Genomic DNA, 14459 nt, shown 5'->3' with positions numbered 1-14459 from the left:
CAGGGCAGGCCACGGCCGCAGGGCGCATGGCCACGGCAACCCGGCGCAAGCCGGGTTTTTGTTTACCCCGCCGATTCCTCACGGGCCATTTACGGCCGGGCTGAAAGATTGCGCACTCCGTCACTGTCGTGCCTGCCTTGGCAGCGCGCAGCGGTGCCAGGGTCTCTTTCCCCAGCGCAGGAAACAGCGTCATGAACAAGCCGGCAGTGGTATTGGTCCATGGGTTCTGGGGCGGTGCCGCCCATTGGGCCAAGGTCATCCTGGAGTTGAAGCGGCTCGGCTACACCGACATCCGTGCGGTCGAGAACCCGTTGACCTCATTGGCCGACGACGCCGAGCGCACCCGCAAGATGGTGGCGCAGGTGCAGGGCCCGGTCGTGCTGGTGGGGCACTCCTATGGCGGGGCGGTGATCAGCCAGGCGGGCAATCTGGACAACGTCAAGGCACTGGTCTTCATCGCCGCGTTCGCCCCCGATGCCGGTGAAAGCCCGGGTGGCATCACTCAGCAGCACCTGCCCGAGGCCGCGCCGAACCTTGCGCCGGACAGCGATGGTTACCTGTGGTTGAACCCGGCCAAGTTCCACGAGAGCTTCTGCCAGGACCTGTCGCCGGAGGAGGGCTTCGTGATGGGCGTGACCCAGAAGGCACCGTTGGCCAGCACCTTCGGTGACGCCATCACCGACCCGGCCTGGAGGCACAAGCCGAGCTGGTACCAGCTTTCGACCCGCGACCGGATGATCGCCCCCGAGAACCAGAGGGCGATGTCCGGGCGCATCAAGCCGCGCCGCGTGCTGACCTTGGAGGCCAGCCACGCATCGCTGGCGTCGCATCCGCAGGAAGTGGCGGCACTGATCGATGAGGCCGCGCAGCAGGCGTGATCCCGCGGTCACTGGCGTCGGTGACACGGCGCCAGTGGCCTGCGCGCCGGGCGCTGCCCGTCGGCGGGGTGCCTGGCACCACGACCAATGGCAGGCGCGGCGCGACATGCGCTCACTAGACTGCGCTTGAACCCCTGAGGTGATTGCCCACGTCCATGCCGTCGCTTCCATCACCGCAAACCCAGGCAGGCAGCGCCAGCCGTACGTTGTTCGTGGGTGAGCGGCTGTCCGCGCGGGTGGGGTGGTATGCGCCCGGACTGCGCATGTCGCGGCACGTGCATGAGTGCCATCAGCTCTCGCTGCTGTTGGTCGGAACGCTGGGCGAGCAGACGCCACATCGCGAAGTGCGGCTGGCGACATCGGCCGTTGGCGTGAAGCCGGCGGGGCAGGTGCATGCCAATGACTACGGGCCGTCCGGGGCGTTGATCCTGGGCATCAATCTGCCGGGCCGGTTCGATCTGGAGAGGGAGCTTGGCGTTGACGGGGGCTGGCAGTGGCGCGAGCGTGCGGCACCGGCGATGCTGGCACGGGGCGGCTCCACGCTGGCGCAGCTGACAGGGGGAGGATTTCCTGCAGAGGAGATGGAAGCGCGCCTGTGGGAGCTGCTGGCGATGATGGTCCAGGTGGATCAACGGCCAGCGGGAACGCCGCCGCGCTGGCTGGCATTGGCGTGCGAGCGCCTGGGCGAGGAAGCGGTGCCGGTGACGGCGCTGGCGCAGGAACACGGGTTGCACCCGGTGTATTTCGCGCGTGCATTCGCGCGCTGGATGGGCTGCGCGCCCTCGGCGTTCCGGCTGCGCGCGCAACTGCAGCGTGCACTGCCGCTGCTGGCGGCCGGCCAGTCGCTGTCAGCGGCGGCATGCCAGGCCGGCTTTGCCGACCAGGCGCACCTGAGCCGCGTAGCGCGCCAATACAGTGGCCTGACACCGGCACGCCTGGCCAGGGTGTTGCGCGCTTGATTGGAAGGGCGCGCAGGTTCGATCCGTTCAATACGCCGGCCCCTTCGCCGCTGCAGCATCGCCGCATGTCCCCGTGGAATCGCACCATGCGCCACCGCTTCCTCCATCGCTGCCAGTTGTGCCTGCTGCTTGTCGCCGCGACCGCGCTGTCGGCTACGGCGGCGACACCGGAGCAGGCGTCGCGGCGTCTGCAGGGCTTCCTTGATGGCATCCCCGGCTTGGGGCCGGGCTACGCGGTCGTGGTGGTGGATCGTGACCGGCAACTGCTCGGTTACACCCGCGGCCAGCGCAACACCGCCAGCGGCGCGCCCTTGACGATGCACACGCCGATGTACGTCGCCTCGCAGACCAAGTCGTACATGGGCTTGCTGGCACACCTGCTTGATCAACGCGGCGTGCTGCGCCTGGACAGCACCCTGGCCGATCACTGGCCGCAGCTGCGCCTGCCCGACGGCGTGGATCCCGCGGCGTGGACCCTGGCCGACCTGCTCAATCACCGCGTGCCGCTGCATGCCGATGCGCTCACCACGATGGAGGCCTACATCGGCGCGCCGGACCCCGTGCTGTACCCGCAGTTGCTTGCCACGCTGGCGACGGCGCGGCCGGCCGGCTTCGACTACGACAACCTGGGCTACAACATCTACGCCGCCCTCCTGTACCAGCGTACCGGCAGGCACTGGCAGGACTGGTTGCAGGAACTGGTGTTCACGCCGCTGGGAATGCGTGAGACCGCCGCGCGCACCTCGGTGTTCGATCCCGCCCAGTTGGCCTACAACCATCAGTGGCTGGGGGAAGGGCGGGGGTGGCAGGTGGTGGCACCGAAGCCGGACGCCATCATGCATTCGGCCGGCGGCGTGATGACCTCGCCGCGCGACCTGGGCCGCTGGCTGCGGCTGCAGCTGGGCGGGACGTTGCCACCCTCAATCGCGCCCGGGGTGGTCGACAAGGCACATGCCATCGGCGTGCAGGTCGACCCGAAGGCCCGCAACGCCTATGAGCTTCCCTGCCACGGCTATGCATTCGGCTGGAACGTCTGCGACTTCGAGGGGCATACGCTGTACATCCATGGCGGCAGCTACACCGGTGCGCGCAGCATGATGGCGTTCTCGCCGGACCTGGGCGTGGGCATCGGGGTGTTCTCCAATTCCGACAACGCCACCGGCTGGTTCACCTCGCGCACGGTGGTGCAGTTCTTCCAGTACCTGGTGGACCACCCGGAGGCGGACACCTGGGCGCGGACACGCCGGCAGGTGTACCCGACGCGGGTGGCCGAGCAGTTGGCCGGGCTGCAGGCGCGCCAGGCCAAGGAACGCGCACAGGCGCGGTGGCAGGGCTGGGCATGGCAGCCAGACGCCGGGGTGCGTGCCGCGTACACGGCACGGTTCCGTGCCGAGCGCCTGCCGGTGGAGGCGGCGGTCACCGAGACGGGGCATGCCCTGCACCTGCAGATGGGAGCGCTCGCGCGTGAGCTGCAACCGGCGACCGTGGACCTGTTTGGCGCGCAGGGCGGGCCGCTGGACGCACCGGAGCCCCTGCAGTTCCTGCGCGACGGACAGGGCCAGATCAGCGGTTTCGAATACGACGGCGAACGTTACATGAAGCAACCGCCGCCCCCGCCGGCAATGCACACCGATGCGCCCTCGTAGGCGCGACGTCAGTCGCGAAGCCGATGGCGCCTCAACGCCTCAGTTTGCAATCGCATCGGCGGCACGCCCACGAGCTTCGGGGTTGAAGCCACTCCTGTCGGCGGCGTCAGCGGAAGAACTGGCTGGGGGTCAGGCCGAAGCGACGCTTGAACATGGTGGTGAACGCGCTCGGGCTTTCGTAGCCCAATGCGAGGGCCACGTCGATGACCTTCTCGCCGACCGCCAGCCGCTCCAGTGCGCGCAGCAGCCGTGCCTGCTGGCGCCATTGGCCGAAGGTCATGCCCAGCTCGCGCGTGCACAGGCGCTGGATCGTCTTGACGTCGACCTGCAGGCGCTGCGCCCAGTCGTGCAGGGTGGACGCATCGTCCGGGTGTCGCTCCAGCTGCCGGCCGATCATGCGCAGACGCGCGTCCTTCGGCTCGGGCAGGTGCAGCGGCAGCACTGGCAGGGTCTGCATCTCGTCCAGGATCAGGCGCATCACCCGGCCGTCGCGTGAATCCTCCACATAGGGCTGCTGCACGCTGGCCGCTGCGCGGATCAGTGCCGCCAACAACGGCGTGACCGAGACCGCCGATGGGCCGGCGGGCGGCTGCCGCATCGCGGCCGGCGTGACGTAGAGGCTGCGCATCTGCACCTGGCCGATGCAATGCACCTGGTGGCCGGTACCGGCCGGCATCCAGATTGCACGGGTGCTGGGCACCACCCAGCGGCCCATGCCGGCGCGCACGACCAGCACGCCGGTCTCGGCATACACGAGCTGGTGGCGATCGGGGTGGTGGTGCAGCGGGATCAGCGTGTCCGCCTCGTAGTCCCGTGCCCTGCAATACACCGCCGTCTCCGGGCCCGCCGGCAGCGGCAGGCGCCGGCCTTTGCGGTTGTCGGTGTCCTTTTCGAGAGGGTGCATGACCATATCGCGCAGGAAGGGCGTAGCGAGCGACTCTACCATGCGCCGGCTCCCCTCTTTCCGTGGTAACGCCATGTCCTCCACCGCTCCACCCGTGGCCGCTTCCAGTACCCCTGCGCGGCGCCCGGCCGCCGTCGGCGTGCTGGCGGCGATCAGCAGTTCGCACCTGGTCAACGACATGATGCAGTCGCTGATCCTGGCGCTGTATCCGATCTTCAAGGCGCAGTTCCACCTGAGCTTCACCCAGGTGGGCATGATCACCCTGACCTACCAACTCACCGCCTCGCTGTTCCAGCCGTTGATCGGCCTGCGTACCGACAAGCGCCCGGCGCCGTACTCCCTGCCGATGGGCATGACCTCCACGCTGTGCGGCCTGTTGCTGCTGGCCTATGCGCCGAACTTCAGCACGGTGCTGGTCGCGGCGATGCTGGTCGGCATCGGTTCGGCCATCTTCCACCCGGAATCCTCGCGCATCGCGCGGTTGGCCTCGGGCGGGCGGCATGGGCTGTCGCAGTCGGTGTTCCAGCTGGGCGGCAACGCCGGCACGGCGATCGGGCCGTTGCTGGCCGCAGCGGTGATCGCTCCCAACGGCCAGCGCAGCGTCGCCTGGTTCGGCGGCGCGGCGCTGATCGGCATCGGCTTGCTGACCTATGTCAGCCGCTGGTACCAGCAGCACCTGGTCGTCAGCGCCAGCAAGCCAAAGGCGGGCATGGCAAGCAGTGAGTCGCTGCTGCCCAAGCGCACGGTGGCATGGGTGATCGCGATCCTGCTGGTGCTGATCTTCAGCAAGTACTTCTACATCGCTGGCTTGAGCAGCTATTACACGTTCTACCTGATGCAGAAGTTCCACGTGTCGGTGCAGAGCGCGCAGTTGCACCTGTTCGGCTTCCTGCTGGCCTCGGCGGCGGGCACCTTGATCGGCGGGCCGGTAGGTGACCGCATTGGTCGCAAGCCGGTGATCTGGGCGTCGATCCTGGGCGTGGCGCCGTTCGCGTTGATGCTCCCCTACGCGAACCTGGAATGGACGACGGTGCTGACCTTGATCATCGGCTTCGTGCTGTCCTCGGCGTTCTCGGCCATCCTGGTGTACGCGCAGGAGTTGATGCCGCATCGCATCGGCACGGTCTCGGGCCTGTTCTTCGGCTTCGCGTTCGGCATGGGCGGCCTGGGTGCCGCGGTACTGGGCGTGCTGGCCGACCACACCAGCATCCTGTGGGTCTACAAGGTGATCTCGTTCCTGCCATTGCTGGGCATGGTGGCCGCGTTCCTGCCGAATCGGCGCAGTCACTGATCCTGCGCGAGCTTGCAGGAACGGCGCGAGCGGCGACGCACGCGGCAGTTGAAGCGCAGTGCTGCCGGCAAGCATGAGAATGCCGGCAGCACTGCCGATCAGGCAGCGCAGATTTCGCGGCCAAGGCCGCTCCTGTGGATGGGGCGTTCCTTGCAGGAGCGGCTTCAGTCGCGAAGCATGGTGTGGTTGAAGGGCCGTGTTGCCAGCAACCATGAGGTTGCTGGTCGCACGATTGATCGAGCACCACCAGCCTCGCGGCCGAGGCCGCTCCTACGCAGGATGCATTCCTTGCAGGAACAGCGTGAACCGCCAGGCACGCTAGGGTCGAGGGATGGCTCCCGCGTCATACCAGCGACGCGAGCGGTTGACGATGGCCACCACGGTCAGCATCACCGGTACTTCAATCAACACGCCGACCACGGTCGCCAGCGCGGCGCCGGAGTGCACGCCGAACAGGCTGACCGCTGCGGCGACGGCCAGCTCGAAGAAGTTGCTGGCGCCGATCAATGCCGATGGTCCGGCCACGCAGTGGGCAACACCGAGACGCCGGTTGAGCAGGTAGGCGAGCCCGGCGTTGAAATAAACCTGCAACAGGATGGGCACGGCGAGGATGGCAATGACCAGTGGCTGCTCGATGATCTGCCGGCCCTGGAAGCCGAACAGCAGCACCAGCGTGGCCAGCAGTGCCAGCAGCGATACGGGTGCCAGCCGCTGCAGTACCTGCTGCAGCCTGGGCGGGCCGCCGCGCGCGAGCAGCCAGCGTCGCAGCAACGTGGCCACCGCGACCGGCAGCAGGATGTACAGGGAGACCGAAAGCGCCAGTGTCGCCCATGGCACGGTGATCGACGACAGGCCCAGCAACACGGCCACCAGGGGCGCGAAGGCCAGCACCATGATCGCGTCGTTGAGCGCGACCTGGCTCAGGGTGAAGTTGGCATCGCCCCGGCACAGGTTGCTCCAGACGAACACCATCGCGGTGCACGGCGCGGCCGCCAGCAGGATCAGCCCCGCCATGTAGGAGTCCACCTGCCCAGGTGGCAGCCATGCGGCGAAGACGTGGCGCAGGAACAGACCGCCCAGCAACGCCATCGAGAACGGCTTGACGGCCCAGTTGATGAAGAGGGTGACGCCGATACCCCGCCAGTGCTGGCCCACCTGGCGCATCGCCCCGAAGTCCACCTTCAACAGCATCGGGATGATCATCAGCCAGATCAGCACGGCGACCGGTAGGTTCACGCGCGCCACTTCCAGCGCGCCCAACTGCGCGAATGCCCCGGGGAACATGTGCCCCAGACCGGTGCCAACGGCGATGCACACCGCCACCCACAAGGTCAGGTAACGCTCGAACAGGCCCAGCCGGGCGGTGCCCTCAGCCATTGTCCCGGCGTCCCATTTCCGGCTGCACCTGCCCGATGCCATCAAGGGCGTGCTGGAGCAGCAGGCGGTCCTGCCATTGCGTCGCTGGGACGGCAAGCAGCGCCAACAGCCGGGCCTTTACCACGGCATGCGCCAGCGCGAATGCCGCGCGCTTTTCATCGTCACTGCCTTCCACCGCCGCCGGATCCGGCAGTCCCCAATGGGCACGCAGGAAGTCGCCGAACACCACCGGACAGGTTTCAGCGGCGGCCGAATCACAGACCGTGATGACCAGGTCCATGCGGGGGGCATCGGGTTGCGTGAACTCGTCCCAGGACTTGCTGCGCAGGCCGGCGGTGGCAATGCCTTCCGCGGACAACTGGGCCAAGGCGAATGGATTGACCGTGCCGGTGGGCTGGCTACCCGCACTGAATGCGACGAAACGGTTGCCGCCCCAGGCCCGCAGGGTGGCTTCGGCCAGCACACTACGGGCACTGTTGCCGGTGCACAGGAAGAGAACGTTGATGCTCATGGCGTGTCCGTCAGGGAAAGAGTCGGGTTTCAACGGGTGCAGCGGATGGATGCCGGATGCCGGTCGGCGATGAACGGCCTCGGCTGGGTGTTCAATCCACGGCCAGGTGCTTGTGCATGCAGGTCGCCGAGGCCGGGCAGAGGCTGCGGAACTCGGCGGTGGCCTGGATGGCCGGGGCGACATCGGCCCGCGGCACGGGCTGATAGCCACGCTGCTGGAAGAACGGTGCGGCCGTGGTGGTCAGCAGTGTCAGGCGGCGGACGCCGCGCGCGGCGGCATGTGCCTCCATGGCCTGCAGCAGGCGCGCGCCGAGTCCACTGCCGCGTGCACCGGGAGCCACCGCCAACGAACGGAGCAGGCCATCCGGTGGTACGGCTTCCACGCCGATGATGCCGAGCAGTTGCCCATCCTCCATGGCGACGAGAAAGTCGATCTGTCCCGTTGCCAGGTCATCGACCGGCAGCCCGGCGGCGGCAAGCAGCGCCACCAGCCGGGGCAGGTCGGTCGGGTGAGGAGCGCGGATGCGGGCGGGCATGGGCGCCTCAGCAGCAGGAGTTTGTGGGGGCGGGGGCACAGCGGCTGCCGGGCGAGCCGGCGCAACAGTTGTGGGTGAGGTAGGTCATCAACGCGTTCATGGCGGTGTAGTCGGCGCGGTAACAGACATTGCGTCCGACGCTTTCGCTCTGCACCAGGCCTGCATGCAGCAGTTCCTTCAGGTGGAAGGAAAGGGTGGCGTTGGGGACGGCCAGGGATTCGGCGATTTCACCGGCCATGCGGCCGTCGGGGCCGGCCTCCACCAACAGGCGGAATGCAGCCAGCCGGGTGCCGTGGCCGAGCGCGGTAAGGGCGGCGATTGCCTGATTCGTTTCCATAATTCTAGAATAATGGAATGAATATCGATCAGCAATCCCCAATTGACGCCCTGCCCAACATCAACCTCGATCTGCTACCGGTCCCGGACGGTGGGTTGCGGGCAGCCTCCGATGGCTTGCATCGGCCACGCATCCTGCTGCTGTACGGCTCGCTGCGCCCGCAATCGTTCAGTCGCAAGCTGGCGCTGGAGGCGGAGCGTGTCCTCCTGCAACTGGGGGCAGAGACGCGCGTCTTTGATCCACACGGGCTGCCGATGCTCGACAGTTGCGACAAGGACCATCCCAAGGTGCGGCAACTGCGGGAGTGGTCGCAGTGGTCCGAAGGCCAGGTATGGGTGTCACCGGAGCGCCACGGCACCTTGACGGGTGTGTTCAAGAACCAGATCGACTGGCTGCCGTTGGAAGAAGGCAGCGTACGTCCTACCCAGGGCCGCACGCTGGCGGTCATGCAGGTATGCGGCGGTTCGCAATCGTTCAATGTGGTCAACGCATTGCGCGTGTTGGGGCGCTGGATGCGCATGGTCACCATCCCCAACCAGTCTTCGGTCCCAAAGGCCTGGCAGGAGTTTGACGAAAACGGACGCATGCGTCCTTCGCCCTACTACGATCGCGTGGTGGATGTGATGGAGGAGCTGATGAAGTTCACGCTGTTGGTGCGTGGTCGCAGCGACTACCTGGTTGACCGCTACAGCGAGCGCAAGGGCGCCAGCGCCGCTGCGGCACTGGCGCTTGCCGCCGGCGCGGTGGAGACGACGCAGGGCTGACGCTTCCTGCAACGTGCCGAAGGGGGCGGATGCCGGCGACCCTGGGAAGGGGCGCTGGCATCGGGCCGGGCTGGCAGGATGCGGTCGGTGGCGGATCGCCGGACATGGCAATGCCCCCGTTGAGCGTGCGTTGTCCGTCGGGAAAAGCGGCACGGATGCGGTTTGAGGGGCCATCCGTGCCACTTGTGATTGCACGACGCCCCTTCAAGGGGCATTGGTGTCGCCTGAAGCGTCAGCGATGCCGGAAAAAGCGCCAAGGCTGAAGGTTGAAGTGCCCTTGATGGCGGGAAAAACGCCAGTGATGGCGTTTGATGCGCCGCTGATGCCGTTGCAGGCGCCGGCGCTGCCGCTCCCATCGCTGCGGCCGCACCCAAAGGGCGCATCGGCTAGGAATCATCCGAGACCTGCAGCGCAGGTCGCGTGGAGATTGCTGGCCGTTTGACAGGTGCTTCTGGAGGGGGCGGGGGATGCAGGCGTTGGTTTGTGGCTTCGCGGCCGAAGCCGCTCCTACGGGGGCGGACAGGGCGCGGATGGGTAGGAGCGGCGTTCGCCCCGAAGCTGGGGAAGTGACCGACGCGGTGGTTTCTGTCGCCCCGTCATCGTTGGACGGGGCGCCTTCGGCAATCACACGGCAGCGACCTCGCGGCCGAAGCCGTTCCTACGGAGGTGGGGCGGCGGCGATGTCGGTGGTGTGTGCGTCGGCGCCGCCGCCCAACACCTTGTACAGCGTCACCCGGTTGTTTGCTTCGGACAGCTGCAGGGTGATCTGCGCCTGCTGGGCGCTGTACAGCGAACGCTGCGCGTCCAGTGCTTCGAGGTAGCTGTCCACGCCGGTGCGGTAGCGGGTGTCGGCGAGGGTGAAGCCGCGCTGGTTGGCCGCGACCAGTGCGCGCTGTGCCTCCAGTTGTTCATCGAGGTTGGCGCGGGCGACCAGGGCATCGGCGACTTCGGCGAAGGCGCTCTGGATGCTCTTCTCGTAGCGGGCAACCTCGATGTGCTTGCCGAGCGTGGCGACGTCCAGTTCGGCCTTGAGCGCACCGGCATGGAAGATCGGGATGCTGATGCTGGGGATGAACGACCAGGTGCGCTGGCCCCCGCTGAACAGCGAGGACAGCGCGTCACTGCTGCGGCCGGTGTTGGCGGTGAGCGCGATGCTGGGGAAGAAGGCGGCACGTGCCGCGCCGATGTTGGCATTGGCCGCCTTCAGGGCGTGCTCGGCGGCCAGCACGTCGGGCCGGTCCAGCAGTACCCGTGAATCCAGACCCGACCGAATCGGTGCCAGCGCCACGGCGCTGTCCAGTGCTTCGCTGGACGGCAGCAAGGGGGCTTCCAGGCGGGTGCCGACCAACAGCTCCAATGCAGTGCGGTCCTGTGCCAGCTGCACGGTATAGCTGGCTACGTCGGAGCGCGCGCTGTGCACGCTGGCCTCGACCTGCGACAGATCCAGCCCGGAGACGATGCCCTGCGCATGACGCTCCTGGGTCAGTGCCAGTGTCTGTTGCTGGTTGTGCAGGGTCTGCCGGGCCAGTTCCAGCCGTTGCTGGTCGGCGCAAAGCGTCAGCCATGCGCTCGCCACCTCGGCAACCAGCGTCAGGCGGGTACCGCGCTGGGTTTCCGTGGTGGCCAACCAGTTCTCCAGGGCCTGGTCCTTGAGGCTACGGACGCGGCCGAACAGATCCAGTTCCCAACTGGCAATGCCGACCTCGGCGCTGGCACTGCGGCTGACGCCGCTTTGTCCCGAGGCGTCGGTGCCGCGACTGCGTGACTGTGCGGCGGATGCATCGATCGACGGCAACGATGCAGCCCGCTGGATCCGGTACTGGGCACGCTGCGTTTCGATGTTGAGCAGGGCGATGCGTAGATCGCGGTTGTTCTCCAGCGCCAGTGCGATCACCTGCTGCAGGCGGGTGTCCAGGAACACCTGCCGCCACGGCAGGTCGACCACGGCGCCCGCGTCACTGGCAATGGCGGGAACACCCGCGGGAAGGGTGTCGCTGACCGGTGCGGCCGGCCGCGTGTAGCGCGGTGCCATGCTGGTGCATCCAGCCAGTGCAAGCAGGCAGCCAGCCAGCAGCATGGAGTGGCGCGGTCCGGGCGGGGGACAGGTTCGAGTCACGACGGATTCTCCACTTCGGTCGCCTGCGGACGCGCCTTGCGCGGCGAGAGGGTACGCACGATCACGTAGAACAGCGGGACGAAGAAGATGCCCAGCGCGGTGGAGGCGAGCGTGCCGCCGAACACGCCGGTGCCCAGCGAATGGCGACCGGCCGACCCCGCACCGCTGCTGACCACCAGCGGCAACACGCCGAGCAGGAAGGCCAACGAGGTCATCAGGATCGGACGCAGGCGCATGCGCGCGGCATGCAGCACCGCCTGCAGCAACGATTGGCCCTGTTCTTCCAGTTCCTTGGCGAACTCCACGATCAGGATGCCGTTCTTGGCGGCCAGGCCGACGGTGGTCAACAGGCCGACCTGGAAGTACACGTCATTCTCCAGCCCGCGCAGGCTGGTGAGCAGCAGCGCGCCCACCACGCCGATCGGAACGGCCAACATCACCGACAACGGCACCGACCAGCTTTCATACAGGGCGGCCAGGCACAGGAACACGAACAGCAGCGAGACGCCGTACAGCAAGGGTGCCTGGTTGCCGGCCAGGCGTTCCTGGTAGGACATCCCCGACCAGGAGAAGCCCATGCCCGTCGGCAACGCCGCGGCAAGCCGTTCCATCGTCTCCATGGCCGTGCCCGAACTGGTGCCGGCATTGGCTTCGCCACTGATCTCCATCGAGCCACTGCCGTTGAAGCGGGTCAGTGTCGCCGGTGCGAAATCCCACGAGGAGGTGGAGAAGGCGGAGAACGCCACCATCTGGCCATCGCTGTTGCGCACCGACCAGCGGCCGACGTCGGCCGGCAGCATGCGCGCGGAGGCCTCGCCCTGTACGTAGACCTTCTTCACCCGGCCGCGGTTGATGAAATCGTTGACGTAGGTGCCGCCCAAGGCGGTGGAGAGGGTGTTGTTGATGTCGCTGGTGGCCAGGTCCAGTGCGCCAGCCTTGGCATCGTCGATCTCCACCTTGAAGCTGGGCGCATCGTCGACCGCCGTATAGCGCACCTTGGCCAGGGCGGATTCCTGGCCGGCGCTGCCGAGCAGCTGTTCGCGGGCGGCGACCAACGCTTCATGGCCGGCGCCGCCCAGGTCCTGCAGCTGGAAGGTGAAGCCGCCGGTCTGGCCCATGCCGGGAATGCCGGACGGGGTTACCGCGAAGATCTGGGCATCGGGGATGCGGGACATGGCCTGGGTGATGCGCACGCCCACCTCCTGTGCGCTGGCCTCGCGCAACGACCAGTCCTTCAGGCGGATGTAGGCCTGTGCCGAGTTCTGCGCGCTGTTGCCGCCACCACCACCGGAGCCGGCGTTGGCCATGATGGTCGAAACCTCCGGCTGCTCGAGCGCATAGGCGGTGAGCTGGTCCATCACGGCCTGGGTGCGCTGCATGGTGGTGCCCGAAGGCAGCTTGACCTGCACGATCAGGGTGCCCTGGTCCTCGGCGGGAAGGAACGAGGTGGGCAGGCGCCAGAACAGCAGGCCCATCACCAGCAACAGCACGGCATAGCAGGCCACGCCCAGCGAACGGCGGCCGAGCAGGCGCTGCACGCCGTGCTGGTAACGTTCGGCGCTGGCGTCGAAGCGCCGGTTGAAGCCGGCGAAGAAGCGGCCCAGGCGACCGCGATGCACGGCGTGGCCGTCCGGGCCGGGCGCGACCAGCAGGCTTGCGCACATGGCCGGCGTCAAGGTCATGGCCACCAGCACCGAGAGGATCATCGCCGAGGCGATGGTCACCGAGAACTGGCGGTAGATCATGCCGGTGGAGCCGCCAAAGAACGCCATGGGCAGGAACACCGCCGTCAGCACCAGCGCGATGCCGACCAGCGCGCCGGTGATCTGCTGCATCGACTTGCGGGTGGCCTCGCGCGCGGACAGGTGTTCGGTGGCCATCACGCGCTCGACGTTCTCCACCACCACGATGGCATCGTCCACCAGCAGGCCGATGGCCAGCACCATCGCGAACATGGTCAGGGTGTTGATCGAATAGCCCAGCAGGGACAGCACGCCGAAGGTGCCCATCAGCACCACCGGCACCGCGACCGCGGGGATCAGCGTCGCCCGCCAGCTCTGCAGGAACAGGTACATGATCAGCACCACCAGCACGATGGCCTCGATCAGGGTCTTGACCACTTCTTCGATGGAGATGCGCACGAACGGCGTGGTATCCATCGCCACCTGGTACTGCAGCCCGGTGGGGAAGAACGGCTTGAGCTGCTGCAGGCGGGCCTGCACCGCGTCGGCCACCTGCAGTGCGTTGGCACCGCTGGCCAGTTCGATGCCCATGCCGGCGGCGGGCTTGCCGTTGAAGGTGGACATGACGTTGTAGCTCTCCCCGCCCAGCTCGACGGTGGCCACGTCGGACAGGTGCACGACCGCACCACCGGGATCGGACTTGATCACCACCTGGCGGAACTGCTCGGGGGTCTGCAGCCGGCTGCGCGCGGTCACGGTGACGTTCAGGCCCTGGTCGTCCACGGCGGGCAGGGCGCCGAGCTGGCCGGACGACACATCGGCGTTCTGCGCGCTGATCGCATTGCTGACGTCCGACGGCATCAGTGAATAGGTGCGCAGCTTCTCCGGGTCCAGCCAGATCCGCATTGCGTACTGGGCTCCCATCACCTGCACGTTGCCCACGCCGGAGATACGGCTGATCGGGTCCTGCACCGAGGAGACCATGTAGTCGGCGATGTCGTTCTTCTGCATCGAGCCGTCGGCCGAGCTGAAGGCCACCACCATGAAGATGTTGCCGGAGGACTTGGTGACGGTGACGCCGGTGTTCTTGACCGCATCAGGCAGCTTGGATTCGGCCTGTTGGAGCTTGTTCTGCACCTGCATCTGCGCGGTGTCGGCATTGGTGCCGGACTCGAAGGTCAGGGTGATCTGCGCGCCGCCGGAGGAACTGCTGCTGGAGGACATGTACATCAGGTTGTCCAACCCGGTCATCTGCTGCTCGATGACCTGGGTGACGGCGTTCTCCACGGTCTGCGCGGAGGCACCGGTGTAGTTGGCACGGATGGAGACCGACGGCGGGGCGATGTCCGGGTACTGCTCCAGCGGCAGCGAGAACACCGCCAGCGTGCCGGCCAGGGTGATGACGATGGCGATGACCCACGCGAAGATCGGCCGGTCGATGAAGAAACGTGCCATGGTC

12 protein-coding genes are annotated in these 14459 nt (G+C 67.3%); 5 read left to right on the top strand and 7 right to left on the bottom strand.

Features of this window, described 5'->3' with window-relative positions; translation table 11 throughout:
* Positions 1-191 precede the first annotated feature (191 nt).
* The 3 genes from ACIPR8_RS12665 to ACIPR8_RS12655 all read left to right on the top strand — a co-directional run bounded on the left by ACIPR8_RS12665 (position 192) and on the right by ACIPR8_RS12655 (position 3483).
* Positions 192-878: an alpha/beta hydrolase gene (locus ACIPR8_RS12665; protein WP_446541257.1), complete on the top strand. Its 687-nt coding sequence runs from the start codon at positions 192-194 to the stop codon at positions 876-878.
* A gap of 155 nt (positions 879-1033) precedes the next feature.
* Positions 1034-1837, top strand: coding sequence for a helix-turn-helix domain-containing protein (locus ACIPR8_RS12660; RefSeq protein WP_446541256.1), 804 nt, complete (start codon positions 1034-1036; stop codon positions 1835-1837).
* Between the two features lie 65 nt (positions 1838-1902).
* Positions 1903-3483, top strand: coding sequence for a serine hydrolase domain-containing protein (locus tag ACIPR8_RS12655; RefSeq protein ID WP_446541255.1), 1581 nt, complete (start codon positions 1903-1905; stop codon positions 3481-3483).
* Between the two features lie 106 nt (positions 3484-3589).
* Here ACIPR8_RS12655 and ACIPR8_RS12650 read toward each other — a convergent pair whose 3' ends face one another.
* Positions 3590-4387 (bottom strand): AraC family transcriptional regulator, encoded by a 798-nt coding sequence (locus ACIPR8_RS12650; RefSeq protein WP_323438152.1) that lies wholly within the window; start codon positions 4385-4387, stop codon positions 3590-3592.
* A 73-nt stretch (positions 4388-4460) separates the two neighbouring features.
* Here ACIPR8_RS12650 and ACIPR8_RS12645 point away from each other — a divergent pair, with 73 nt between their 5' ends.
* Positions 4461-5678 carry an MFS transporter gene (locus tag ACIPR8_RS12645; protein WP_192286414.1) on the top strand — a complete coding sequence of 406 codons (1218 nt, stop codon included), beginning with the start codon at positions 4461-4463 and terminating at the stop codon, positions 5676-5678.
* Between the two features lie 318 nt (positions 5679-5996).
* Here the strand turns inward: ACIPR8_RS12645 and arsB are convergent, their stop codons facing one another.
* The 4 genes from arsB to ACIPR8_RS12625 form a co-directional block, all read right to left on the bottom strand.
* Positions 5997-7034: an ACR3 family arsenite efflux transporter gene (gene arsB, locus ACIPR8_RS12640; protein WP_446541410.1), complete on the bottom strand. Its 1038-nt coding sequence runs from the start codon at positions 7032-7034 to the stop codon at positions 5997-5999.
* Positions 7035-7047: 13 nt separating this feature from the next.
* Positions 7048-7566, bottom strand: coding sequence for an arsenate reductase ArsC (locus ACIPR8_RS12635; protein WP_446541254.1), 519 nt, complete (start codon positions 7564-7566; stop codon positions 7048-7050).
* A gap of 91 nt (positions 7567-7657) precedes the next feature.
* Positions 7658-8101: an arsenic resistance N-acetyltransferase ArsN2 gene (gene arsN2, locus ACIPR8_RS12630; RefSeq protein ID WP_446541253.1), complete on the bottom strand. Its 444-nt coding sequence runs from the start codon at positions 8099-8101 to the stop codon at positions 7658-7660.
* 7 nt (positions 8102-8108) lie between these two features.
* The gene (locus ACIPR8_RS12625; protein WP_446541252.1) at positions 8109-8438 is read right to left on the bottom strand and encodes an ArsR/SmtB family transcription factor; all 330 of its coding nucleotides are present in this window, start codon (positions 8436-8438) and stop codon (positions 8109-8111) included.
* A gap of 17 nt (positions 8439-8455) precedes the next feature.
* Here ACIPR8_RS12625 and arsH point away from each other — a divergent pair, with 17 nt between their 5' ends.
* On the top strand, positions 8456-9202 hold the full coding sequence (arsH, locus tag ACIPR8_RS12620; protein WP_446541251.1) for an arsenical resistance protein ArsH: 747 nt from the start codon (positions 8456-8458) through the stop codon (positions 9200-9202).
* A gap of 658 nt (positions 9203-9860) precedes the next feature.
* Here the strand turns inward: arsH and ACIPR8_RS12615 are convergent.
* Both ACIPR8_RS12615 and ACIPR8_RS12610 read right to left on the bottom strand, forming a co-directional pair.
* Entirely contained in the window at positions 9861-11279 is a 1419-nt protein-coding gene (locus ACIPR8_RS12615) for an efflux transporter outer membrane subunit (protein ID WP_446541250.1), read from the bottom strand.
* 35 nt (positions 11280-11314) lie between these two features.
* The gene (locus tag ACIPR8_RS12610) at positions 11315-14455 is read right to left on the bottom strand and encodes an efflux RND transporter permease subunit (protein ID WP_446541249.1); all 3141 of its coding nucleotides are present in this window, start codon (positions 14453-14455) and stop codon (positions 11315-11317) included.
* Positions 14456-14459: the final 4 nt, after the last annotated feature.

Source organism: Stenotrophomonas sp. LARHCG68 (genome assembly GCF_052871705.1).
Note: the sequence above shows the minus strand (reverse complement) of the source record. Positions and strands in the feature narration are given on the sequence as shown.

Coding starts and splice junctions, on each gene's coding strand:
- ACIPR8_RS12665 (WP_446541257.1), top strand. CDS start 192: ATGAACAAGCCGGCAGTGGTATTGGTCCATGGGTTCTGGGGCGGTGCC.
- ACIPR8_RS12660 (WP_446541256.1), top strand. CDS start 1,034: ATGCCGTCGCTTCCATCACCGCAAACCCAGGCAGGCAGCGCCAGCCGT.
- ACIPR8_RS12655 (WP_446541255.1), top strand. CDS start 1,903: ATGTCCCCGTGGAATCGCACCATGCGCCACCGCTTCCTCCATCGCTGC.
- ACIPR8_RS12650 (WP_323438152.1), bottom strand. CDS start 4,387: ATGCACCCTCTCGAAAAGGACACCGACAACCGCAAAGGCCGGCGCCTG.
- ACIPR8_RS12645 (WP_192286414.1), top strand. CDS start 4,461: ATGTCCTCCACCGCTCCACCCGTGGCCGCTTCCAGTACCCCTGCGCGG.
- ACIPR8_RS12635 (WP_446541254.1), bottom strand. CDS start 7,566: ATGAGCATCAACGTTCTCTTCCTGTGCACCGGCAACAGTGCCCGTAGT.
- arsN2 (WP_446541253.1), bottom strand. CDS start 8,101: ATGCCCGCCCGCATCCGCGCTCCTCACCCGACCGACCTGCCCCGGCTG.
- ACIPR8_RS12625 (WP_446541252.1), bottom strand. CDS start 8,438: ATGGAAACGAATCAGGCAATCGCCGCCCTTACCGCGCTCGGCCACGGC.
- arsH (WP_446541251.1), top strand. CDS start 8,456: ATGAATATCGATCAGCAATCCCCAATTGACGCCCTGCCCAACATCAAC.
- ACIPR8_RS12615 (WP_446541250.1), bottom strand. CDS start 11,279: ATGCTGCTGGCTGGCTGCCTGCTTGCACTGGCTGGATGCACCAGCATG.
- ACIPR8_RS12610 (WP_446541249.1), bottom strand. CDS start 14,455: ATGGCACGTTTCTTCATCGACCGGCCGATCTTCGCGTGGGTCATCGCC.